This is a genomic window from Streptomyces sp. NPDC054794 (assembly GCF_053611585.1).
In genome coordinates, this window is sequence record NZ_JBSHAQ010000014.1 from 106,698 (window position 1) to 128,991 (window position 22,294).

A 22,294-nucleotide genomic window follows, 5' to 3' on the forward strand; every position below is an offset into this window, starting at 1 on the left:
CGTACCACCGTACGAGGCGTGTGCCGTACGGGAAGAAGGTCACCGCCCGGTCAGCCGGCAACGGCGGACCGGGCGGGAGCGTGTGCCGGAGCGCGGGCCGCGGGTGAGGCCTCCGCGAACACGGGCGCGGGCGCGGTTGTCTCCGCGACCGCGCGGCGCGGCGGGTGGGCCGGCTGCTGCTTCGTCGAAGCGGGCGCGGGCAGGGTGAACCACACGACCTTGCCCGTATCGCCGTCCGGTCGCGCCCCCCAGCTCTCGCTCACCGCGGCCACCATCGCCAGGCCGCGGCCGCAGGTGGCCAGCGGCGCGATGTCCTCGGGGTCCACCACCTCCGCCACGACCGGGAGGCGTGGATCGTGGTCGCGCACCGACACCGTCAGCCGGTCGAGCTGCAGTTCTATCTCCACGATGCACGACTTGTCGGGCTGGGCATGTCGGTGGACGTTGGTCAACAACTCCGTGACGCCGAGCGCGGCCCGGTCGATCAAGGAGTCCATATGCCAGTAGCGCAACTGCGCAGATACGATTCTGCGGACCTGGCCGATCCGCGACGGCAGGGCTTGGAGCTCCACCGTGCAGTGCCTGCTTGGATGACTGATCACGGCTGCGACTCCCCGATGTGAGGTCCGGACGAACCCGGAGGAACACGGAGAAACGAATCCAGCAGGGTGCCCCCGACCAAACGGCCGCCTGCTGCGGAAGCCGGCGGGCTGGTTCGCAGCGTTATCGCCGGTAAACCCAGAGTGACGTGAGATCAGCGTGACGCAGGACACACAGCCCCGCAACTCGCCGCTGTCCGGCGCCGCTCAGCCGCCGCGCCCCGCCGCCTTGCGCACCGCCTCGATGAACCGGCTTGCGGCCGGTGGCCCCGGCTCGCCCGGAGCGGGGTCGTGGTCACCGAGGGTCAGCAGGTACCGCTTGCCGTTGAGGTCGGCCAACGCCCGGTCGTCCGGGGCGAACCAGGGCTTCGAGGCACGGACCGCCTGCACCGGCGCGCTGTCGATCTCACTGCCGTAGCTCGTGAGCAACTCCAGCCTGCCGTCGCTGATCCGGACCTGTCCGGCCCGGGTGAGCGACCGCAGCCACTTCCCGATCCTCACGCCCGTCGCCGTGAACTCCGGCTCCGCCATCCTTCCCCGCCCCCTTGTGCGCGTCGGTCGTCGGACCGGGTGCCCGGGTGGGCCGTGGTCCGACGTGATCCAGCGTGTCGTGATCCAGTGTGTGCCCCCGTTCGGGACGTTCGTCCCGTCCCGGTGCAGTCTGCCCGCGCCCGGCGTGCGGCACCAGTGCACAGGAGGTACCGGCCGGATGTGCCCGGAGCACTCCGCGCAATGCGCCCCCCGGGCGCTCCCCCGTTGCTCCCCAGGGGTGTCTTTGAGCCGCTCAAAGGTGTGTTTATGCAGGTGAGAAGCGTGCGGAAGGTGTTTATGATCGGTGCGTCGGCCGCGCCAGGCGCCGTCGGCGCGAAGCGTAAGGAGCCCCGCCGTGAGCACCACCCCACAGACCTGGACCGGCGCCACCCTCGACGTCGACCACAGTGATGCCGAATACCGCAGCTGGCTGAAAGAGGCCGTCCGGAAGGTACAGGCGGACGCGAACCGCTCGGCGGACACACACCTGCTGCGCTTCCCCCTGCCGGAACAGTGGGGCATCGACCTGTACCTGAAGGACGAGTCGACCCATCCGACCGGAAGCCTCAAACACCGGCTCGCGCGCTCGCTGTTCCTCTACGGCCTGTGCAATGGCTGGATCAGGCCGGACCGCCCGGTGATCGAGGCGTCCAGCGGTTCGACGGCCGTCTCCGAGGCGTACTTCGCCAAGCTGATCGGCGTGCCCTTCATCGCGGTCATGCCGCGCACGACCAGCGCCGAGAAGTGCCGCCTCATCGAATTCCACGGCGGACAGTGCCACTTCGTGGACGACTCACGGAAGATGTACGAGGAGTCGGCCCGCCTCGCGGTGGAGACCGGCGGCCACTACATGGACCAGTTCACCTACGCCGAACGGGCCACGGACTGGCGCGGCAACAACAACATCGCCGAATCGATCTTCCGCCAGCTGGAGTTGGAACGGTTCCCGGAGCCCGCGTGGATCGTCGCCACGGCGGGCACCGGCGGTACCTCGGCGACCCTCGCGCGTTACGTCCACTACATGCAGTACGACACCCGCATCTGCGTCGCCGACCCGGAGAACTCCTGTTTCTTCGAGGGCTGGACCACCGGCGATCCGGACGTCACCTGCGACTGCGGCTCCCGCATCGAGGGCATCGGCCGGCCGCGCATGGAACCGAGCTTCGTGCCCGGCGCCATCGACCGCATGATGAAGGTCCCCGACGCGGCCAGCGTCGCCGCCGTCCGCGCCCTGGAGGGGGCCATCGGCCGCAAGGCGGGCGGCTCGACCGGCACCGGACTGTGGAGCGCCCTGAAGATCGTCGCCGAGATGGTGTCAGCGGGCCGCCGAGGCAGCGTGGTGACCCTGCTCTGCGACCCCGGGGACCGCTACCTCGACAAGTACTACTCCGACGCGTGGCTGGCGGAACAGGGCCTGGACATCGCCCCGTACACCGCCGCGATCGACTCGTTCCTGGCGACGGGCAGGTGGCCGGACTGACCGGTTCCTGGGGACTCAGGCGGCCAGGCGCCGGTCCAGGGCGGTGACCGCTCCGCGGAACGAGCGGCCCACGCCCGCACGGGCCAGACGGAACACGAAGCGGAAAGCGGCGGTTCCGTCGACCGCGAACGTCATCTGCACCCGGGTGCCGGTGCCGGCCGGGGTGAGCCGCCACTCCTCCACCCAGGCCCGGGTGCCGGGCGCGTTGGTCACGTCCACGCGGTAGGCGTACACCTCGGGCGACTTGGCCGCCAGGATCGTCTCCCCGAACCGTGTGCCGCCCCGCAGCCGTACCTCGCGCCCGCCCTCGGTCGACCGGGCCGCGGCCACCGCCGAGAACCACTCGGGCCAACCGGGCACGTCCTCGGCGAGCGCGTGGAAGACCGTGTCCGGAGCGGCCGCGATCTCCCGTGCGAACACCAGACGTACGGGCGCGGTCTCGACGAAGTCGAGCCCCACCGGACGCAGGTGGTGAGCCATGGACGACACCCCCTCGTGAAATCCCGGCAGCGAACGGGCCGTTGGGCCGGTTCACCCTAGCTGACGGGCCGTCAGATGTCTGTATCCTCTTCGGGCTCGCCCGCCACCACCAGCCGCCGCAGGTGCTCGGAGATCTCCGCCCGCGCCGCCGTCGGCATTCCCGCGTCGGTGACCAGCGTGTCGACCTGCTCCAGCGCGGCGAACGAACTCAGGCCCACCGTGCCCCACTTGGTGTGGTCGGCGATCACCACGACCCGCCGCGCCGACTGCACCAGCCGCCGGTTGGTCTCGGCCTCCGCGAGGTTCGGCGTCGACAGGCCGGCCTCCAGCGATATGCCGTGCACACCGAGGAACAGCAGGTCGAAGTGGAGCGCCGCGATCGCCTGGTCGGCCACCGGGCCCACGAGCGAGTCCGAGGGGGTGCGCACCCCGCCGGTCAGCACCACCGTGGCCGCTCCCTGCCGCTGGCCCGAGGTGCGCTGCGCCGCGTGGAAGACGTCCGCGACCCGTACCGAGTTGGTGACCACGGTCAGGTCGGGCACTTCGAGCAGGTGGTGCGCCAGCGCGTAGGTCGTCGTACCGCCCGACAGGGCGATCGCGGTGCCGGGCGTGACCAACTCGGCGGCGACCCGCGCGATGTCCTCCTTGGCGCTCAGCTCCAGCCCCGACTTGGCCTCGAAGCCGGGCTCGTGGGTGCTGGCCTCGACGACCGGCACCGCACCGCCGTGCACCTTCTCCAGAACCCCCTGGCGGGCCAGCGCGTCCAGGTCGCGGCGCACGGTCATGTCCGACACGCCGAGCTTGCGGGTCAGCTCGTTGACCCGCACGCCGCCGCGCCGGCGGACCTCGTCCAGGATCAGGGCGCGGCGCTGCTCCGCGAGGAGGTTCTGATTCTCACTCACGTACGCTCCGGTCCTTTCGCCTCAAGCCGTCCGACTCGCCCCTCGCACCTGCTCCGACCAGGTTGTTCCGGCTGACCTTGGTGCGCGGGCGTCCCATCCTTTCACGGGAGGGTCCCGGTTGCGCCACTCTGCGCACCGACGCGCTCATGTCATCGGGGCAGCGCGCGTCCCGTCGGATGTCACACGGATGGGGGAGATTCCGTGCGCGGAGGTGTACGGCACACCGGGAGCGGCGATCTCAAGCCCGCACGGACACATGCGGACGGCGCCTCACGGGGGAAGTGCGAGAACAGTGGAGCGTGCGCAGGGACGAACCACCAAGGGCGCGGTGAACGGCAGCGTCGTGCCGGCCGGCGAAGCCGGGACGGACCTGGAACTCCTGGTCCACGGGGTCGGTGGCACCACACCGGAACACATGCTCGGTGATCCGCGCACGGTGCGGATCACCGGCGACGACACGGCCGCCGTCTTCCGGCGCGCCGACGACGCCGACGCCGAGGCCCGACCGGGCGACCACCGGGACGGACCGGTGCCGGAGGCCTACGTCTGGTGCAACCTGACCTCCGGCAACGGCGCCCGCGCCCTGTGGCTGTTGCTGCTGCCCTTCATGGTCGTCAACCTCGCCCACTGGATGCAGCCCGTCGTGCGCGGGCGGGAGCGGACGGTGCGGTTCTACGGGCTGCTCGTGCGGCTCGCCGGGCTCACGCTGACGGTGCTGCTGGTGGCCGCGGCCTGCGAGGTCGCGCTGGACCTCGCGGCCTGGCAGTGCGCGGGCTCCGCCGCCTGCGCCCGCCGCCACTCCTGGCTGGGCTTCCTCTCGCCGGCCGTCTCCGGCGACGGCTGGTGGAGCCACCCCGGCCGCCGCCTCGCCCCCGCCGCCCTGATCCCCACCGCCCTCACCACCCTCCTCTGGTACCTCTCGCACCGCACATGGACCGCGTACGAGTCGGAAAAGCCGATGGCACGCGACGAAGAGGAAGAGGGGGAGGAGCGGGAGGCGCGTGGGACGGGTGCGGCTGCCGAGGGCATCGGGGTCGGTGGTTCCGATGGTTCTCGTGGTACTGGAGTGGACGAATCCGCGGGGCGCACCTCGCTCGGGCGGCCCGGATTCTGGTACGGGCGGCGGCTGGTGGCGCGGCTGCGGGGCGCGCACACCGCGGCGGGGCTGCTCACGGTCGCCGCGGCCGTGGCGACGCCGGCGGTGGTCTTCGACCGCCGGGCCGACGGACCCGCGGCGTTGGAGGCGGCGGGTTGGCTGCTGACCGTGGCCCTGTCGGCCTGGGCGGCCGCCGTGGTCTTCGTGGTGTGCCGACGGGGTCGCAGCGAGAACCGCCTCGACCAGGAGCTCGACGAGCACCTCGTACGACGGCTGCCGCTCGGCGCCCTCGTCCTGCTGGCCCTCACCCTCGGCTACGCCGGCTGGTCGCGTCCGGGCTGGCGGGGCACCGGACGACTGCCGGGGGACGCCGCGTTCGGCAGCATCGCGCTGGCGCAGGGCGCCCTGGTCGTCGCCCTCGGCGTGGTCGCCCACGCACTGCACCGCCGCCGCCCCGACCGGCGCGCCGCGATGCGCGGCCTCGCCGGCCCCGCGGTGGCCCTGCTGGCCTGCGCGCTGGGCGGCGTGATGTCGGGCGGGGTCGCGCAGCGCGTGGCCGACTGGCTCGACGGCACCGGCGGTTCCATCGACGGCCCACCCGTACTCCTGACCTGGCAGGCCTCGGTGATCCCGCCCCTCCTCGCGGCCCTGCTGGCGCTGGCGGGCTGGCTGTCCTGGCGCACCTGGCTGCTCAGCCGCGCCGAACGCGGCGAGGTGGAGCTCGACCACACGGGAGAGCCCGAGGACTTCGCGCGCACCCGCCGCATCGCCCGCACCCGGGCGACGGCCGCCCTCACCGACCGGGTGCCCCTCGTGGTCGCCGTCCTCTCCGCCGCCACCCTGCTGCTCGGCGCCGGAGCGCTGGTGGGCGCCGAGGTGACCGAGAGGACGCCCGGCGAGGCCACGCGGCACACCTACGCCGTCGTCCAGGGCGCGGCCGAGACCTCACAGAACCTGGGCTCCTGGCTGGTCGGACTCGGCTTCGTACTCTTCGTCACCTGGGGCCGCCGCGCCTACAAGGACGCCTCCGCGCGCCGCACCATCGGCATCCTCTGGGACGTCGGCACCTTCTGGCCGCGCGCCGCCCACCCCTTCGCGCCGCCCTGCTACGCCGAGCGCGCGGTGCCGGACCTGACCTGGCGCATGGCGACCTGGACGCGGCGTACGGGCGGACGCCTGATCATCTCCGGCCACTCCCAGGGCAGCGTGCTCGCCGCCGCCGCGGCCTGGCAGCTGAGACCGTCCGACCGCGGGCGGGTCGGGCTGCTGACCTACGGCTCCCCGCTGGAGCGCCTGTACGGCCGCTGGTTCCCGGCCTACTTCGGCCCGGCCGCGCTCCGCTCCCTGCACCGCGAGGTCGCCTGCTGGCGCAACCTCTACCGCCTCACCGACCCGATCGGCGGACCGGTCCGCGTCCCCGGCGGCAGCGGCCCGGACGTGGACCACGAGCCGCTCAAGGACCCCCTCGCCTACGGCCGCACCGGCCGGCACCCGCTGCCCGCCCCGATCCTCGGCCACTCCGACTACCAGGCGGACCCGGCCTTCGCACAGGAACGGGAGCGACTGCTGGCCCGGCTCCGCCCGGAACTGCCGGGCCAGCGACCGGACCCGGCGTCCTAGCGCCCCTACGGCAGGACACGCCGGACTGGCACGGTCAGGGCAGCTCCGGCAGGTCCTCCGCGTACAGCAGGGTCAGGTCGTCCGTGCTCGGGTCGTCGAGCTGGGCCACCCGGCTCGCGTGCCGTTCCACCATCGCCTCGAACGTCTGGCGTGCGGTACGGCCGTTGCCGAAGGCCGGGCCCTTGGGGATCGCCGTGAAGTACTTCAGCAGGGCCTCGGGCGCGCCCGGCGCCAGCCGGTACTCGTGCTCGTCGGACTGCTGTTCCACGATCCGCAGCAGCTCCTCGGGGCCGTAGTCGCTGAAGGTGATGGTCCGCGAGAAGCGGGACGCCACCCCGGGGTTGACGGACAGGAACCGCTCCATCTCCGCCGTGTATCCCGCGACGATCACCACGACCGCGTCCCGGTGGTCCTCCATCAGCTTCACCAGCGTGTCGATGGCCTCCTTGCCGAAGTCACGGCCCGCGTCCTGCGGTGACAGCGCGTACGCCTCGTCGATGAACAGCACGCCGCCGCGGGCCCGTTCGAAGGCCTCCTGGGTGCGGATCGCGGTGGAGCCGATGTGTTCGCCGACCAGGTCGACCCGGGACACCTCGACGAGATGGCCCTTCTCCAGCACGCCGAGGGAGGCGAGGATCTCGCCGTAGAGCCGGGCGACCGTCGTCTTGCCGGTGCCGGGTGAGCCGGTGAAGACCAGGTGCCGCTTGACCGAGGCCGCCTTCAGTCCCGCCTGCTGCCGGCGCCGGCCCACCTCGATCATGTCGGTGAGCGCCCGCACCTCGCGCTTCACGCTCTCCAGGCCGACCAGCGCGTCGAGTTCGCCGAGCACGGCCTTGGAGGTCCGGGCCGGCTCCGGCGCCGCAGCGGTGACGAGCGGTTCCTGCTCGGTGCTGCGCTGCCCCGGGATCGCACCCAGCAGACCGGCGGACTGCCCCGCCGTCTGCGTGACCGTCTCGCGGGCCGCCGGCGGCCTGACCCCGCCGCCGCTCTCGTCGCTGGTGCAGTCCTCGACGACCGGGCCCGTGCCGGACCCCGACTCCGCGCCGCCGTCCGCGAACTCGTAGCCCCCGCGCGCGCACCGCTCCGTACGGCACTTCTTCAGCGTCGTACGGCAGCCGTCGATCACATGGAAGCCGTAGCCGCCGCTGTTCGTCACCCGGCAGCCCAGGAAGTTGCCGCGACCCCCGGCCGACACGTAGAAGCCCGCCTCCGCGGGGGAGTCGACCGTGCAGCGCTCGATGGTGGGGTCGGCGCCCTTGGTGACGATCACGCCGGTCTGGGCGCCGTCCAGCGTGCAGTTGTTGAGGGTGCCGCCGCTGCCGTGGTCGCGGAACCACGCCCCGGTGGCCGCGTCCCGGATCCGGCAGTCGTCGAGCTGCGCCGTGGCGCCGTCACTCACCGACACGGCCGTGTTGCGCACCTGGAACAGGTCGCTGTCGACGACGTCCGCGCGGGAGCCGCGGTCCAGCACGAACAGCGCGTCCGGCACGTCGTGCACCCGGCAGGAGTCGAGCACCGCCGTGGCGCCGTCGCTCACCCACACCGCCGGGTAGTCGCCCGTACTGTCGAAGATCTCGCACTGGTTGGCGTCCACGCGCGTGCCCGGGTCCCACACGGACAGGCCGTTGCGTCCGAACTGACGCACCGTCGTCCGGGTCAGCGTGAGGACCGAGCGGGAGCGCAGGTCGACCGCGTTCTCCGGGATGTCGTGGATGCGGCAGTCGGCGAGCGTGAGCACGGCGTCCGTGTCGAGCGTGACGCCGTCGGCGGTGGTGCGGTGCACGTCGCAGTCGGTGAGGTGGGCGGTGGCCCGCGCGGTGGCCTGGATTCCGGAGCCGCGGACCTCGTAGATCTCGCAACCCACCGCTTCCAGCGCCGAGTTCTCCCCGGTGACCATCAGGCCCGTGCCGGAGGTGTGGTGCACCCGGCAGCGGTCCAGGCGGGGGTGCCCGCCGCCGCGCACCGCGACGCCCGACTGACCGGCCGCCACCACCTCGCAGTCCTCGAACACCCCGGCGCCGCCGTCGAGTACGGCGATGCCGATCCCCGCCGGGTTGTCCACGGTGCAGCGGCGCACGGTCGGGCGCGCTCCGCCGCGCACCTCGATGCCGGTGGCCGACCGGGTGACGATCCGGATGTCCGTCAGCTCCGGCGTGCCCTCCTCGACCAGGAGCGCGGGCGCCGCCACGTCCTGGCCCTCCACGTGCAGGTCCTGCACCACGGCCGAGGCGCGCACGGTCAACGGGACCCCGTCCACCGGCGCGATGCGCACCGAGCCGGGCGAGCCCTCGGGCCCACGCAGCGTCACCGCCCGCTCGACGACGAGGTTCTCCCGGTAGGTGCCGGGGGCGATGGTGAGGACGTCGCCGTCGGCGGCTGCCTCCAGGGCGGCGGCGAGCGAAGCGTACTCACCCGTGCGGCGCCGCCACCGCGATGTGCCGGTGTGCGTCACCTGGACCGTGCCCTGTGCCATGGCGTTGCCGTGCCCCCACCTCGTCGTACTGATGGCGTGTGCGCCGTCGGGACGCTACAGCCGCACCCCTGCGGCTCGCTCCCGCGCGGGTCGATGCCGAAAGCTTCGGCCGGTCCACCGTAGCGTGCGGGCGGCCAGTGGGTTGACCAGAGGCGGAAGGCCGTCAGCTGCCGGTGCCGGCCCTGCCCCAGTCCGGGCCCGCACGGTCCCAGGCCTGGTCCCAACGCGCGTACCGGCGGCGGACCATGCGCCACAGGATCAGCCGCCTGCCGCCCTCGACGGCCCCCGTGGTCAGCGCGGCCGCCCCGAACCCGGCGAGCACGGCGTGCGTCGTCGCCGTCGCGGAGTCCAGCGGCCGGGTGGTTATTCGGCCGTGGGCGTCCGTCCAGACCACGAAGTGGTCGCCCTTGTGCGGGGACTTGAGGCCCGACAGGACCGGGCCGTGCTGCCGGGTGCCGTCCGGCCCGGTCCAGTCGGCCAGGACACGGGTGCGGTACTCATGGGCCGTGGACGAGTCGGGGTCGGGCTCCAGGCGGGCGCGCTCCAGCATCCGCACCACGGTGGCCGGGACCAGATGACGGGAGTGCCGCTGGTCGCGCACGGACCGCTGGAGCGAGTCCTGCGCCCTGGCACCCACGAGCGACCCGATCACGGGGGCGGCCACCGCGATCAGCAGCAGCGCCACGAGGGCCACCCAGGCTTCGACCAGATCGGTCGTGCGGCGCAGCGGATTGCGCCGCCAGCGCCACAGGCCGCTGATGGTTCGCACCGTCCCGCACCCCCCTTCCCGCTCCCCGACAACCCCCTGCGGAGCCGCTCACCCGCGAGCCCGGTCGAAGAGAGCGACATCACCTCGCCCCCCCCGCGACCGGGACCCACCATGAACGTCCCACGACCCCCAACGACCGGGCCCCGGCCTCCGGTTCCCCGTGCGGCACCCCGATCGCGGAATCGTCCCCGCCGCCCCCTCCCCGGGCACGGACCGCCCGGTCCTGGAGTCCTAGCCGAGAACCCGGACCGGGTCTCCCACCCGGATCGTGCCGGTCGACAGGGGGACGAGGTTCTGACCGAAGACGAGGCTGGTGCCGAACCGGCGGTGCCGCGCGAGCGTGCGCAGCGGCTCCTTGCCGCGCTCGGCGGTGGCCTGGTCGGTCGTGGTCACCACGCACCGCCCGCACGTCTTGGCCACGCGGAAGGGCACGTCGCCGATGGTGACGCGGGACCAGTCGTCCTCGGCCCAGGCCGCCGTGCCGGCTACGACCACGTTCGGCCGGAAGCGGTTCATGGGCAGCGGGCCCTCATGGGCGCGGTCGCCCTGCGCTATCAGCGAGTTCAGGGCGTCCAGGGAGGCGGTGGTGGTGAGGAGCAGCGGAAAGCCGTCCGCGAAGCTCACGGTCTCGCCCGGCAGCGCGTAGTCCGGGTCGACCGGGCGACGGGTGGCCGGGTCGTCCATGTGGACGAGGCGGACGTCCGCGTCCAGATAGTCGCCGCACCAGGCGTGCGCGGCCTCATCGGCCGGCGCGGCCTCCACCTTGGTGCCGAAGATGTTCACGGTCACCGTGCCCACCGGTTCCGGGACGGACACGGTCAGTGGCGCCCGTCCGGGCGCGGAGAGCAGGACGCCGCCGCCGGGCACGAGCTCGGCGGCGGCCAGCGCGAGGCGCGGCTGCTCGCGCTGTGTGACGACCTTTCCCCCGTCGTCGATCAGTACCCAGCGCCGGTCCCCGGACAGCCCCCAGGGCTCCACCACGGCCTCCCGGGGCGAGGTGCCCCGGAATGCCTTGACCGGATGGACGTGGATCGACTGCAGCTCGGCGTTCCCCATGACGCCATCGTGCCAGGTGGCACCGACAGCGGGGGAGGCCGGTCAGTAGCCGCGGTACTGCTGCTGGTTGTTGTACGGGTCCTGGTACGGAGCCTGCATGGGCCGCGGGGCGGCGGGGCGCATCGCCTCGTAACCGGTGCCCGTCGCCATCGGGCGGGGCTGCTGGGCCTGCGGGCCGGGGTAGCCCCGGGGCGCGGTGGCTTGCTGGGGGATGTACGCGGCGGGCGCCTGCTGCAGCGGAGCCGGCTGCGGCATCTGCGGGTAGCCATAGGCGGGTGCGTGATGAGACGGACCCGCCGGGAGGGCGGGGAGTGCCGACGGCAGCGCGGGCAGGTTGCTGCCCGGCGTGTCGTATGCGGCGGGGACCCGGATCGGGGCGATCTGCGGGGTGCCCCGCTCGGCCACGAGCGAGTCGTAGATCGGAGTGTCCGGGAAGGAGGCGGAGTAGTAGCCGCCGCCATAAGTGGAGCGGGGGGAGGTCATGGCACATAAGTTAAGCCCACGATGTGCTGGTTGGGGAGACCGATAAGAGGGTTGTTTTCCGTGTCGGCAGTGACCGGGCATCCCCAATCCGAGCGAACTTGGCAAAAAAGGACGGCGATCAGCGTTCTGATCGTGTAAAGGCCGAGTTCCTGGCGGGTTACCGGGGGTTGGCCAGCGATCTTCCTGATCGGATCATGGGAGTTCGCCGGCCGCCGGGAATAGGTTGGGCGGGTAGAGACGACAATGAACGGCCGGGGTGCAGCCTGGCGCTGCGACACGTGATGGGGGCGTACATGTCAATGTCGAAGGGTTCGAATGCGCCGGTGCCGACAACGGCCCTGCGCGTCGAATTGGGATGGCGTTCGGGACCCGGCATCCCGGACGCGGACGCCTCGGCGCTGCTCCTCGCGGAGGGAAAGGTGCGCTCCGACGGCGACTTCGTCTTCTACAACCAGCCGTCGCACGCCTCCGGCGCGGTCCGGCACGAGGGTAAGCGGAACGCCGGAGGGCGGGTCACCGACTCGCTCCTCGTCGACCTCGCGCGCGTGGAGGGCGCCGTGGAGCGGGTGGTCCTCGCGGCCTCCGCCGACGGCGGAACGTTCGGGCAGGTGCCGGACCTGTACATCGAGGTCCAGGACGCGGGCCGGGGTGGCGTGGTCGCCCGCTTCGACAGTGCCGGCGCCACGGTGGAAACGGCGTTCGTGCTCGGCGAGTTCTACCGCCGCCAGGGCGGCTGGAAATTCCGCGCCGTGGGCCAGGGCTACAGCAGCGGCCTGGAGGGCCTGGCCACGGACTTCGGGATCACCGTGGACGAGCCGCAGCACCCGGCACCTCCCGCCGCCCCACCGGTGGCACCCCCGGTGACCATGCCGCCCCCGACCGCCCCGCCGGCCCACCTGCCCCCGCCCTCGGGACCCCCGGTGCACCTGCCGCCGCCCCCGCCCACGGCACCGCCCGCCCAGTCCGTCCGCCTCACCAAGGTGACGCTCACCAAGGCGGCCCCCTCGGTGTCGCTGGCCAAGCAGGGCGGCACCTCGGGTGCCCTGCGGGTCAACCTCAACTGGCAGATGCTCCGGCAGGCCTCGGGCTGGGGCAGCAAGCGCGGCGCGGACCTCGACCTCGACCTGTGCGCCCTGTACGAACTCACCGACGGCCGCAAAGGAGTCGTACAGGCCCTCGGCAACGCCTTCGGATCGCTCGACCGGCCGCCGTACATCCACCTCGACGGCGACGACCGCACCGGTGCCGTGGCGAGCGGCGAGAACCTCACCGTCAACCTCGACCACACGCGGGACTTCCGGCGCATCCTCGTCTTCGTGACCATCTACGAAGGTGCCCGGTCCTTCGCCGACCTGCACGCCACGGTCACCCTCCAGCCCCAGCACGGCGCGCCCATCGACTTCTCGCTCGACGAGTGCTCGGTGCCCTCCACGGTGTGCGCGCTGGCCCTGCTCACCAACACGGGCGGCGACCTCGTCGTCCAGCGCGAGGCGCGCTACCTGGTCCCGGAGCGCGGGGTCAGCCCCCAGCGGACCGTCGACCGCGCCTACGGGTGGGGGATGAACTGGACCCCCGGCCGCAAGTAGCCGCCGTACGTATACGTACATGCCGTACGTACATAAGGAGAAGCCGCGGTCAGCCCTCGTCGGGCACGGCGTCCGGGCGGGCGTACGTGCGCCCCTTCCAGGCGGCGCCGCGCCCCCTGTAGTGCTGCACCGCGGAATCGACTGTCATGAGGAGGTACAGGAACGCGGTGAAGGGCAGCAGCGGAGCGAGCCACAGCGGCTGCCGGTAGTAGCGGAGCATCGGCACGTACGTCGCCGTCATCACGAGCCACGCCGCCGCGCCGGCCACCACGGCCGCCGCACTGCCCGTCGCCGCGCCCGCAAGGACGGCGGCCGGCGGGACCAGGTACACCAGGGCGAGACCGGCGACCGTACCGAGGAGCAGCAGTGGGTTGTGCCGCAGCTGCGCGTACGCGCTGCGCGAGACCATCCGCCACAGATCGTGCAACCGGGGATAGGGGCGCACGCTGTCCACCCGCTCGGCCAGCCCGAGCCAGATGTGGCCTCCGCCACCCTTCACGGCGCGGGCGAGGGCCACGTCGTCGATCACGGCATGCCGGATGGCGTCCGGGATCCGCGCGCGCACCGCCGTGTCCGCGCGCACCAGGACGCAGCCGCCCGCCGCGGCCGCCGTCCGCGACCCCTTCCGGCCGATCCGGCGGAACGGATACAGCTGGGCGAAGAAATAGACGAAGGCGGGCACCACGAGCCGCTCCCACAGGCTCTCCACCCGCAGCCGGGCCATCTGCGAGACCACGTCGAAGTCCCCGGTGCGCGCCGAGGCCACGAGCTGACGCAGGCTGTCCGGCGCGTGGGCGATGTCCGCGTCCGTCAGCAACAGATATTCGGGGTCACGCGCGCGTGCCAGAGCGATGCCGTGCCGCACCGCCCACAGCTTGCCGGTCCAGCCCGCGGGCGGCTCGCCGGGGGAGTCCACGGTCAGCGGCAGCCCGCCGTGCCGCCGCGCCAGCTCGTGGGCCAGTTCCCCGGTGCCGTCCGTACTGCCGTCGTCGACCAGGAAGACCTCCGCCCGCCCGGGGTACTCCTGCGCCAGCAGCGAGGGCAGACTGGCGGGCAGCACGGGCGCCTCGTCGCGCGCCGGTACGACGACGCACACCGACGGCCAGTCGGCGGGATCCCGGCGGGGCGGCAGCCGTACGTCCGCGCGCCAGAAGAAGCCCTGGCAGAGCAGCAGCCACAGCCAGGCGGCGAGGGATACGGCGGCGGTCCACGCGATGGCGCTCACTCGCGCAGTCTGCCCCACCGGGACTGGCCGCCGGGGGCCATCGTCTATCGTGGCCGGGTGAAGATCGCGCTCATGGACTCCGGAATCGGCCTCCTGGCGGCCACCGCCGCGGTACGGCGCCTGCGGCCCGACGCGGATCTCGTGCTCTCCCTGGACCCCGACGGCATGCCCTGGGGACCGCGCACGCCGCAGGACCTCACGGAGCGCGCCCTGGCCGTCGCCGAAGCCGCGGCCGCGCACGGGCCGGACGCGCTCATCGTCGGCTGCAACACCGCGACCGTGCACGCGCTGCCCGCCCTGCGGACCCTCCTGGAGCCCGGTATCCCGGTGATCGGCACGGTCCCGGCGATCAAGCCGGCGGCGGCCGGCGGCGGCCCCTTCGCGATCTGGGCGACGCCCGCCACCACCGGCAGCCCCTACCAGCGCGGACTCATCGAGGCGTTCGCCGACGGCGTCCCGGCCACCGAGGTGCCCTGCTGGGGACTGGCCGAAGCCGTGGAGCACGCGGACGAGGCGGCCATCGACCGCGCCGTAGCCGCGGCCGCCGAACTGACCCCCGACGACGTGACCACCGTCGTCCTGGGCTGCACGCACTACGAGCTGGTGGCGGAACGTATCCGCGCCGCTGTGCAGCGGCCGAACGCACCCGCGCTGGTGCTGCACGGTTCCGCCGGGGCGGTGGCCGCCCAGGCGCTGCGCCGGATCGGCGAGGTGCCCGCCCCCGAGGCTCCGGCCGAGGGCGCCCTGACGGTGCTGCTGAGCGGTCGCGAGGGCGAGCTGCCCGTGCCCGCGCTGAACTACGCCGAGGGAAGGCTCCTGCCGGCCGTCACCCCGGCCGGCTGACCCCCGGCCGCCGGGTACCCCGTCGGCGGCTCCGTTGCGGTCGGCGGGCCCGTTCCGGTCATTCCGGAGCGGTCACCCTGCGCGACGCGGTACCCGCGCAGCGAAACCTGGGTAACCTCATAAACATGAGGGACCGGTCCCACGATGAGGTCGCCGAGGACGCCGAGAACACCTCTCGCCCCGAGGTGTGGACGGGGCGCGCCACCAACAGAATGCAGTGGCTGCTCGCGCTCGTCGGGGCCGCCTGCATGGCGCTCGGCATCGAGTTGGCCGTGGATTCGGCCTGGACGTCCGGCGTCGCCCCGCTGGCCATGTCCGTCATCGGCTGCATCGCCGCCGGACTGCTGGTCCTCTTCGGCACCCTCGCGTTCGTGCACGTCGACCTGAAGCTCGACAAGCAGTGCGTCGAGGTGCGCTGCGGCCACATGGGCGTGCCCCGCCGCCGCATCCCGCTGAACCAGGTCGCCGGCGCCGACTTCGAGCCGCACGTCACCCCGCGCAACTGGGGCGGCTGGGGCTACCGCTGGCGGCCCGAGAAGGGCACCGCGGTCGTCGTGCGCCGGGGCGAGGGCGTGGTCCTGCGCCTGTGGGACGGCCACACGTTCACGATCACCGTGGACGATGCGGAGTCGGCCGTCCGGGCCATCAGGGACCGGCTGCGCACGATCGCCTCGGGACCCGCGCGCTGACGCAGCGCGCTCGCGACCGCCCTCACCGGGGCCGCGAAGAACCCGTGCGTCACCGGGGATCACCGCCCTGAGGCAGTGCGGCGAGCGGCCGGGCCGTGGCCATACCGGCCAGCAGGCCCGCCCCCACCGACACCGTGGTGAAGCTCAGCGCGTCGCCCACCGCGGCGATCGCGGCCAGCGCGGTCAGGGCGGCCCCCGCGGTGAGCGCCACCGGTGTGGAGCGGGGCGTGCGCCCCAGGGCGTACAGCACCCAGCAGAACGCCGTCGCCAGGAGCAGCACGCCGACCAGTCCCTGTTCGGCCGCCTGCTGCAGGGGCGCCGAGTGCGGTTTGCCGTCGGGCAGGAGCGCCTGGTTGGCGGTGGTGCTCAGCTCGCCGAAGCGGCCGGGCCCGATGCCCAGGGTGGAGTCGTGGCGGGCCAGGTGCAGGGCGTCGTGCCACAGCTGGACGCGGCGTGGGGTGAGCTGGCCCTCCAGGGACGCGGCGAGCCCGTCCGGCAGGAAGCTCCCGGCCACCGCCCAGGTCGCGCCGGTGACCAGGACCGCCGCCAGGGCCAGCCACAGCAGGCCCGGGCCGCGGCCCATCCGGCCGGCCGCGAGTGAGCTCAGGACGACGGCCGCGGCCAGGACGCAGCCGGTGGTCGAGCCGGTCGCCGCCCCGGTCACCGCGATCGCGACGGCGAGCAGCCGCAGAGCCAGCCGGAGGCTGGGCACGGGCGTGGCCCAGGCGGCGCAGCACGCGGCGCCGGCGGCGAGGGTCAGCAGGGCCGCCGTGGCGCCGGCGTGCCCGAGCGGGGCGTCGAACTGCGGCCCCGGGGCGAGCCGGGGCATGGCCACCGCGAGCCCGAGCCCGGCGAGCGCCCCGGCGCAGGGTGCGGCGACCGGCAGCAGTGCCCCGGAGATCCGGCCCGAGGCATAGCCGGCGGCCACCGCGAGTATCGCGAGCAGGACGCCTTCCGGCCGTCCCTCGTGCGCCGCCGCGGTGATCAGGGACCACGCGGCGCAGCCTCCGAGCACCGCCACGCCCGCCGCGTCAGAAACGTTTCGTCTGTCGCTGTCCGTATCCGCACCGGTCGCGGACGTCATACCCGTCGACCCCACCCCGTCGCCCCTCGTACCTGGTCCCCCGACCTGTGGCAGACCCCGCGCGCGGAACGTGACCGACCGCACGACACGGGTTCCGGCACACCGTAACGGCTGATGACCGTTTTGTGCACGAGTTGCGCAGGAACGATGTGGCGCGTGGGCGGTGCGGCGACGGGTCCCGCCGTCCGGACCGTGCTGTCGGCGGCAAGGTCACCGGCCGTACACTCGCGGCGTGACCGTCACCGCAACCTCCGTGGACCAGTCGGACCAGCTCCAGCCGGTGCCCGCGCCCAGCGCGCGCGGCATCCGCCTGCTCCGGCGTCTGGTCCCGGCCGCAGCCGCCGCGCTCTGCGGCGTGCTCCTGTACGTCAGCTTCCCGCCGCGCACCCTGTGGTGGCTGGCCCTGCCCGCTTTCGCCGGCTTCGCCTGGGTGCTGCGCGGCCGGAGGTGGAAGGCGGCGTTCGGCCTCGGCTATGTCTTCGGCCTCGGCTTCCTGCTGCCGCTGCTGGTGTGGACCGGCGTGGAGGTCGGCCCCGGACCGTGGCTCGCGCTGGTCGCCATCGAGGCGGTCTTCGTCGCGCTGGTCGGCGTGGGCGTCGCCGCGGTCTCCCGGCTGCCCGCCTGGCCGCTGTGGGCGGCCGCCGTGTGGATAGCGGGCGAGGCGGTACGCGCGCGCGTGCCCTTCCGCGGCTTCCCCTGGGGCAAGATCGCCTTCGGTCAGGCCGACGGTGTCTTCCTGCCGCTCGCCGCGGTGGGCGGCACCCCGGTGCTCGGCTTCGCGGTCGTGCTGTGCGGCTTCGGTCTGTACGAGGTCGGGCGCCTGGTCGTCGAGGGGCGCCGCACCAGCGCCGTCCGCAAGGCGGCCGCGGCCGCGGCGCTGCTGAGCGTGGCCGTCCCCGTCGCGGGCGCGGTGGCCGCGCGGTCGCTGGTCAGCGACGCGGCGGAGAACGGCACCGCGACGGTCGCGGTCATCCAGGGCAACGTGCCGCGCTCCGGGCTGGAGTTCAACGCCCAGCGCCGCGCCGTGCTCGACTACCACGCGCGCGAGACCATGAAGCTGGCTGCCGACGTCAAGGCGGGCAAGGCCCCCAAGCCCGACTACGTCCTGTGGCCGGAGAATTCCTCCGACATCGACCCCTTCGCCAACCCCGACGCGGCGATCGTCATCGACGACGCGGCCAAGGCGATCGGCGCGCCCATCTCGGTCGGCGGCGTCGTCGAGCGGGACGGCAAGCTGCTCAACGAGCAGATCCTGTGGGATCCGGCCAAGGGAGCCACGCAGACCTACGACAAGCGGCAGGTCCAGCCGTTCGGCGAGTACCTCCCCCTGCGGTCGGTCATCGGGGCGATCAACAAGAACTGGACCAGCATGGTCCGCCAGGACTTCAGCCGCGGCACCAAGCCCGGCGTGTTCGACATCGACGGTGCCAAGGTCGGCCTCGCCACCTGCTACGAGGCGGCCTTCGACTGGGCTGTGCGGGACAACGTCACCCACGGCGCGCAGATGATCTCCGTGCCCAGCAACAACGCGACCTTCGACCGCAGCGAGATGACCTACCAGCAGCTCGCCATGTCCCGGGTCCGGGCCGTCGAGCACAGCCGCACCGTGACCGTGCCGGTGACCAGCGGCGTCAGCGCGTTCATCATGCCGGACGGGAAGATCACCCAGAAGACCGGCATGTTCGTGCCCGACTACCTGGTCCAGAAGGTGCCGCTGCGCTCCTCCGAGACGCCCGCCACCCGGCTCGGCATCCTCCCCGAGATCGCCCTGGTGCTGGTCGCCGCGGGCGGTATCGGCTGGGCGATCGGGGCCGGACTGCGCGCGCGTCGCGCCGGTGACGCGTAGCCGTCCCTCGGTCGTACGCCCGGCGTACGCGCCCGGGGCATCCGTGGACGCCCCGGGGAAGGGACAGGAACGACCGGAACCGGCCCGTTAGGGTCGGTTCCATGGCTACTCCTGACTTCATCCGCACCATCAGGGCCTCGGCCGGTCACCAGCTGCTGTGGCTCCCCGGGGTCAGCGCCGTCGTCTTCGACGACGAGGGCCGGGTACTGCTCGGCCAGCGCTCGGACAACCACCAGTGGGCGGTGCTCTCCGGCATTCCGGACCCCGGCGAGCAGCCCGCGGCCGCCGCCGTGCGGGAGGTCTACGAGGAGACGGCCGTACGGTGCGTCGCCGAGCGGGTCGTCATGGTGAGGTCCAGCCAGCGCGTCACCTACGGCAACGGCGACATCTGCCAGTTCATGGACATCACCTTCCGCTGCCGGGCCGTCGGCGGCGAGGCACGCGTCAACGACGACGAGTCCCTGGCGGTCGGCTGGTTCGAGGTGGACGCCCTGCCCAAGATGGACGACCACCAGCTCGTCCGGATCAAGCAGGCCCTGTCCGACGAACCCACATGGTTCGGCCCTACGAGTTTCGAATGAAGTATGGGGTGTGACCACATGTGGCCGGGTGGGGGAGCTGCCTAGGGTCGGTCCATGACCTCGCCCAGCAACCCGCCCGGCCCGCAGGCCCCCACGCTCGACCTCGGCGGCCGCACCGCCCTCGTCACCGGCGCCGCCGGCGGCATCGGCCGCGCCTGTGCGCTGCGGCTGGCGGCCGCCGGTGCCAAGGTGAGAGCGGTCGACCGGGACGCGGCGGGCCTGGAGGAGCTGGCCGACGGGGCCCGGGGGCTGCCGGGCGGCGTCGAACCGCACGTGCTGGACCTCACCGACCTGGACGCGGCGGAACTCGCCGCCGCCGGCACGGACATCCTGGTCAACAACGCGGGGCTGCAGCTGGTGCGCCCCATCGAGGAGTTCCCGCCCGACGTCTTCCACACCGTCCTCACCGTGATGCTGGAGGCGCCGTTCCGCCTCGTGCGCGGCGCGCTGCCGCACATGTACGGACAGGGCTGGGGCCGCATCGTCAACGTGTCCTCGGTACACGGTCTGCGTGCCTCGGCCTACAAGTCGGCCTATGTGGCCGCCAAACACGGTCTGGAGGGGCTGTCCAAGACGGCCGCTCTGGAAGGGGCACCCCACGGAGTCACCTCGAACTGTGTGAACCCGGCCTATGTGCGCACCCCCCTGGTCGAGAAGCAGCTCGCCGACCAGGCACGGGCGCACGGCATCCCCGAGGAGCGCGTACTGGCGGAGGTGCTCCTGCAGGACAGCGCGGTCAAACGGCTCATCGAGCCGGAGGAGGTCGCGGAGGCCGTCGCCTACCTGTGCGGCCCGTACGGCTCCTTCGTCACCGGCACCTCACTGGTGCTGGACGGCGGCTGGACGGCACACTGAGCGACCCGGCGCCCGCGGGGCCGGAAGTTGTCCACAGGCCTGACGGGACGGACGGACGATGCGGAATCCTGTGAGCATGTCCCGCGATCACGTGCAGTCCGCCGGGCGTCCCGCCTCCGGTGCCGGGACGCCGACCGGCACCGCCGTCACCCCCGACGGCGGCGCCGAGACCCCCTTTCTCGACCTCCTCGCCCGCGGCGCCTCGCCGGAGGCGTACGAGCAGCCGGTGCTGCTCGCCCGCGCCGAGGGCCGCCCGGCCGACCGGATCGCCGCGCTGGAACACGCCAAGCTCCTCGCGCTGCGGGTCCGCGCGGACCTGGAGGGACGGCGGCGGCGCGAGGCCGAGCTGTCCGCCCTGTTCGAGACGGCGCACGACCTGGCGGGCCTCCGCGACCTGGACGCCGTCCTGCAGGCGATCGTGCAGCGCGCCCGCTCGCTGCTCGGCACGGACATCGCCTACCTCAGCCTCAACGACCCCGTCCGGGGCGACACCTACATGCGGGTGACCGAGGGCTCGGTCGCGGCCCGCTTCCAGCAGCTGCGCCTCGGCATGGGTGAGGGACTCGGCGGCCTCGTCGCCCAGACGGCCCGGCCGTACGTCACCGACGACTACTTCAAGGACGACCGCTTCCAGCACACCCTCAGCATCGACGCCGGTGTACGGGACGAGGGACTGGTCGCCATTCTCGGGGTGCCGCTGATGCTGGGCCCGCACGTCATCGGCGTGCTGTTCGCGGCGGACCGGCGGGCCCGGGTCTTCGAGCGGGAGCAGATCGCGCTGCTGGGCTCCTTCGCCGCCCTCGCCGCGGCCGCCATCGACACCGCCAACCTGCTCACCGAGACCCGCTCGGCCCTGGCCGGCCTGGAGCACGCCAACGAGATCATCCGGGACCGCAGCGGGGTCATCGAGCGCGCCTCGGAGGTCCACGACCGCCTCGCCGAACTCGTCCTGCGCGGCGGCGGAGTGCACGACGTCGCCGCGGCGGTCTCCGAAGTCCTCGACGGCACGGTCGAGTTCGTCGAGACGGGCGCCGCACCCGCGCAGCCGCTGGAGGATTCCGGCGCCGAGGGCCACGCGGTGCGCCACGGCGACGACTGGATCGCCGCCGTCGCCGCCGGCGGCGAACTGCTCGGCGCGCTGGTGCTGCGCGGCCAGCCCGGCCTCGACCCCGTCGACCAGCGCACCCTGGAGCGCGCCGCGATGGTCACCTCGCTGCTCCTGCTCGCCCGCCGCTCCGCCGCCGAGGCCGAGCAGCGCGTGCGCGGCGAACTCCTCGACGACCTCCTCGACGCCCGCGACCGCGACCCGCGCCTGCTGCGCGACCGTGCCTTGCGGCTGCGTGCCGACCTCGACGCCACCCATGTCGTCCTGGCCGCCCGCCTCGACGGCCTGGCGACCGACGCCGAGGAGGAGGCCGACGCCCGCCGCCGTCTGTGGGCCGCCGCCTCGCACCTCGCCGCGACCCGGCACGGCCTCGCGGCCGCCCGCGACGGCGGCACCGTCCTGCTGTTGCCCCTGGGCGACGGCGACACCGCCACCGACGTGGCCCGCCGCACCGCCCGCCACCTGGGCGGCGCCGTCCACGAGCCGGTCACCGTGGGCTCCTCCGCCCCCGTCACCGACCTCTTCGCACACCCCGACACCGTGGCCGCCGCCTACGGGGAGGGCCGCCGCTGCCTGGACGCGCTGCGCCTGGTCGGCCGCCTGGGCGACGGCGCCGCGGCCGAGGACTTCGGCTTCCTCGGGCTGCTCCTCGCGGGTGAACGGGACGTCGCCGGCTTCGTCGAGCGCACCATCGGCCCGCTGGTCGCGTACGACGAGCGGCGCGGTACGGAACTGCTGCGCACCCTCGACGCGTACTACGCCTGCGGCATGAGCCCGGCCCGGACCAAGGACGAACTCCATGTCCATGTGAACACGGTCGCCCAGCGGCTGGAGCGTGTCGCCCGCCTCCTCGGCGAGGACTGGCAGGACCCGGCACGCGCCCTGGAGATCCAACTCGCCCTGCGGCTGCAGCGGTTGGCGGCGCCGAACCGGCACTGACACGGCACCGGCCCCGTACGAGTGGTCGTACGGGGCCGGTGCTGCCGCGGTC

Annotated in this window: 19 protein-coding genes; 9 read left to right on the forward strand and 10 right to left on the reverse strand. The window is 73.3% G+C overall.

The genetic code is table 11. The features are described from left to right. Positions 1–50: 50 nt before the first annotated feature. Both ACWGKT_RS17205 and ACWGKT_RS17210 read right to left on the reverse strand, forming a co-directional pair. Positions 51–602 (reverse strand): ATP-binding protein, encoded by a 552-nt coding sequence (locus ACWGKT_RS17205; protein WP_453274274.1) that lies wholly within the window; start codon positions 600–602, stop codon positions 51–53. 204 nt (positions 603–806) lie between these two features. Beyond that, positions 807–1,130, reverse strand: a complete 324-nt coding sequence (locus ACWGKT_RS17210) for a hypothetical protein (RefSeq protein WP_453274275.1) — start codon at positions 1,128–1,130, stop codon at positions 807–809. Positions 1,131–1,485: 355 nt separating this feature from the next. On the opposite strand from ACWGKT_RS17210, the gene ACWGKT_RS17215 reads away from it, so the two are divergent. Then, the gene (locus ACWGKT_RS17215) at positions 1,486–2,610 is read left to right on the forward strand and encodes an L-cysteine desulfhydrase Cds1 (protein WP_356151422.1); all 1,125 of its coding nucleotides are present in this window, start codon (positions 1,486–1,488) and stop codon (positions 2,608–2,610) included. Between the two features lie 15 nt (positions 2,611–2,625). Here the strand turns inward: ACWGKT_RS17215 and ACWGKT_RS17220 are convergent, their stop codons facing one another. Further along, positions 2,626–3,090: an SRPBCC family protein gene (locus ACWGKT_RS17220; protein WP_453274276.1), complete on the reverse strand. Its 465-nt coding sequence runs from the start codon at positions 3,088–3,090 to the stop codon at positions 2,626–2,628. Positions 3,091–3,161: 71 nt separating this feature from the next. Beyond that, positions 3,162–3,992, reverse strand: coding sequence for a DeoR/GlpR family DNA-binding transcription regulator (locus ACWGKT_RS17225; RefSeq protein ID WP_453274277.1), 831 nt, complete (start codon positions 3,990–3,992; stop codon positions 3,162–3,164). A 292-nt stretch (positions 3,993–4,284) separates the two neighbouring features. Here ACWGKT_RS17225 and ACWGKT_RS17230 point away from each other — a divergent pair, with 292 nt between their 5' ends. Then, positions 4,285–6,708, forward strand: a complete 2,424-nt coding sequence (locus ACWGKT_RS17230; protein WP_453274278.1) for a hypothetical protein — start codon at positions 4,285–4,287, stop codon at positions 6,706–6,708. 34 nt (positions 6,709–6,742) lie between these two features. Here ACWGKT_RS17230 and ACWGKT_RS17235 read toward each other — a convergent pair whose 3' ends face one another. From ACWGKT_RS17235 to ACWGKT_RS17250, 4 genes are all read right to left on the reverse strand, one after another. Beyond that, positions 6,743–9,181: a right-handed parallel beta-helix repeat-containing protein gene (locus ACWGKT_RS17235; RefSeq protein WP_453274279.1), complete on the reverse strand. Its 2,439-nt coding sequence runs from the start codon at positions 9,179–9,181 to the stop codon at positions 6,743–6,745. A 163-nt stretch (positions 9,182–9,344) separates the two neighbouring features. After that, positions 9,345–9,950 carry an Rv1733c family protein gene (locus ACWGKT_RS17240; RefSeq protein ID WP_453274280.1) on the reverse strand — a complete coding sequence of 202 codons (606 nt, stop codon included), beginning with the start codon at positions 9,948–9,950 and terminating at the stop codon, positions 9,345–9,347. Between the two features lie 231 nt (positions 9,951–10,181). Then, positions 10,182–11,006 carry an MOSC domain-containing protein gene (locus ACWGKT_RS17245; RefSeq protein WP_453274281.1) on the reverse strand — a complete coding sequence of 275 codons (825 nt, stop codon included), beginning with the start codon at positions 11,004–11,006 and terminating at the stop codon, positions 10,182–10,184. 42 nt (positions 11,007–11,048) lie between these two features. Further along, on the reverse strand, positions 11,049–11,489 hold the full coding sequence (locus tag ACWGKT_RS17250) for a DUF6643 family protein (RefSeq protein WP_356151410.1): 441 nt from the start codon (positions 11,487–11,489) through the stop codon (positions 11,049–11,051). A 299-nt stretch (positions 11,490–11,788) separates the two neighbouring features. On the opposite strand from ACWGKT_RS17250, the gene ACWGKT_RS17255 reads away from it, so the two are divergent. Further along, positions 11,789–13,075 carry a TerD family protein gene (locus ACWGKT_RS17255; RefSeq protein ID WP_453274335.1) on the forward strand — a complete coding sequence of 429 codons (1,287 nt, stop codon included), beginning with the start codon at positions 11,789–11,791 and terminating at the stop codon, positions 13,073–13,075. A 49-nt stretch (positions 13,076–13,124) separates the two neighbouring features. On the opposite strand, the gene ACWGKT_RS17260 is transcribed toward ACWGKT_RS17255, so the two are convergent. After that, positions 13,125–14,300, reverse strand: coding sequence for a glycosyltransferase (locus tag ACWGKT_RS17260; RefSeq protein ID WP_453274282.1), 1,176 nt, complete (start codon positions 14,298–14,300; stop codon positions 13,125–13,127). Positions 14,301–14,357: 57 nt separating this feature from the next. On the opposite strand from ACWGKT_RS17260, the gene ACWGKT_RS17265 reads away from it, so the two are divergent. Together ACWGKT_RS17265 and ACWGKT_RS17270 are read left to right on the forward strand one after the other, a co-directional pair. Further along, positions 14,358–15,143 carry a glutamate racemase gene (locus ACWGKT_RS17265; protein ID WP_453274283.1) on the forward strand — a complete coding sequence of 262 codons (786 nt, stop codon included), beginning with the start codon at positions 14,358–14,360 and terminating at the stop codon, positions 15,141–15,143. Positions 15,144–15,268: 125 nt separating this feature from the next. Further along, on the forward strand, positions 15,269–15,832 hold the full coding sequence (locus ACWGKT_RS17270; protein ID WP_356151406.1) for a hypothetical protein: 564 nt from the start codon (positions 15,269–15,271) through the stop codon (positions 15,830–15,832). A gap of 49 nt (positions 15,833–15,881) precedes the next feature. On the opposite strand, the gene ACWGKT_RS17275 is transcribed toward ACWGKT_RS17270, so the two are convergent. Further along, complete coding sequence (locus tag ACWGKT_RS17275) at positions 15,882–16,916, reverse strand: O-antigen ligase family protein (RefSeq protein WP_356151404.1); 1,035 nt, start codon at positions 16,914–16,916, stop codon at positions 15,882–15,884. A 232-nt stretch (positions 16,917–17,148) separates the two neighbouring features. On the opposite strand from ACWGKT_RS17275, the gene lnt reads away from it, so the two are divergent. The 4 genes from lnt to ACWGKT_RS17295 all read left to right on the forward strand — a co-directional run bounded on the left by lnt (position 17,149) and on the right by ACWGKT_RS17295 (position 22,242). Further along, positions 17,149–18,762, forward strand: a complete 1,614-nt coding sequence (gene lnt, locus ACWGKT_RS17280; protein ID WP_453274284.1) for an apolipoprotein N-acyltransferase — start codon at positions 17,149–17,151, stop codon at positions 18,760–18,762. Positions 18,763–18,863: 101 nt separating this feature from the next. Beyond that, positions 18,864–19,343 carry an NUDIX hydrolase gene (locus ACWGKT_RS17285; RefSeq protein WP_356151400.1) on the forward strand — a complete coding sequence of 160 codons (480 nt, stop codon included), beginning with the start codon at positions 18,864–18,866 and terminating at the stop codon, positions 19,341–19,343. A gap of 54 nt (positions 19,344–19,397) precedes the next feature. Beyond that, the gene (locus tag ACWGKT_RS17290; protein ID WP_453274285.1) at positions 19,398–20,198 is read left to right on the forward strand and encodes a 3-hydroxybutyrate dehydrogenase; all 801 of its coding nucleotides are present in this window, start codon (positions 19,398–19,400) and stop codon (positions 20,196–20,198) included. A 76-nt stretch (positions 20,199–20,274) separates the two neighbouring features. Beyond that, on the forward strand, positions 20,275–22,242 hold the full coding sequence (locus tag ACWGKT_RS17295) for a helix-turn-helix domain-containing protein (RefSeq protein ID WP_453274286.1): 1,968 nt from the start codon (positions 20,275–20,277) through the stop codon (positions 22,240–22,242). The last annotated feature ends 52 nt before the right edge of the window (positions 22,243–22,294 follow it).

Excerpts from the sequence above, each read along its gene's own strand:
- ACWGKT_RS17210 (WP_453274275.1), bottom strand. The coding sequence starts at position 1,130 with ATGGCGGAGCCGGAGTTCACGGCGACGGGCGTGAGGATCGGGAAGTGG.
- ACWGKT_RS17220 (WP_453274276.1), bottom strand. The coding sequence starts at position 3,090 with ATGGCTCACCACCTGCGTCCGGTGGGGCTCGACTTCGTCGAGACCGCG.
- ACWGKT_RS17235 (WP_453274279.1), bottom strand. The coding sequence starts at position 9,181 with ATGGCACAGGGCACGGTCCAGGTGACGCACACCGGCACATCGCGGTGG.
- ACWGKT_RS17245 (WP_453274281.1), bottom strand. The coding sequence starts at position 11,006 with ATGGGGAACGCCGAGCTGCAGTCGATCCACGTCCATCCGGTCAAGGCA.
- ACWGKT_RS17250 (WP_356151410.1), bottom strand. The coding sequence starts at position 11,489 with ATGACCTCCCCCCGCTCCACTTATGGCGGCGGCTACTACTCCGCCTCC.
- ACWGKT_RS17255 (WP_453274335.1), top strand. The coding sequence starts at position 11,789 with ATGTCGAAGGGTTCGAATGCGCCGGTGCCGACAACGGCCCTGCGCGTC.
- ACWGKT_RS17270 (WP_356151406.1), top strand. The coding sequence starts at position 15,269 with ATGAGGGACCGGTCCCACGATGAGGTCGCCGAGGACGCCGAGAACACC.
- ACWGKT_RS17275 (WP_356151404.1), bottom strand. The coding sequence starts at position 16,916 with ATGACGTCCGCGACCGGTGCGGATACGGACAGCGACAGACGAAACGTT.
- ACWGKT_RS17285 (WP_356151400.1), top strand. The coding sequence starts at position 18,864 with ATGGCTACTCCTGACTTCATCCGCACCATCAGGGCCTCGGCCGGTCAC.
- ACWGKT_RS17290 (WP_453274285.1), top strand. The coding sequence starts at position 19,398 with ATGACCTCGCCCAGCAACCCGCCCGGCCCGCAGGCCCCCACGCTCGAC.
- ACWGKT_RS17295 (WP_453274286.1), top strand. The coding sequence starts at position 20,275 with ATGTCCCGCGATCACGTGCAGTCCGCCGGGCGTCCCGCCTCCGGTGCC.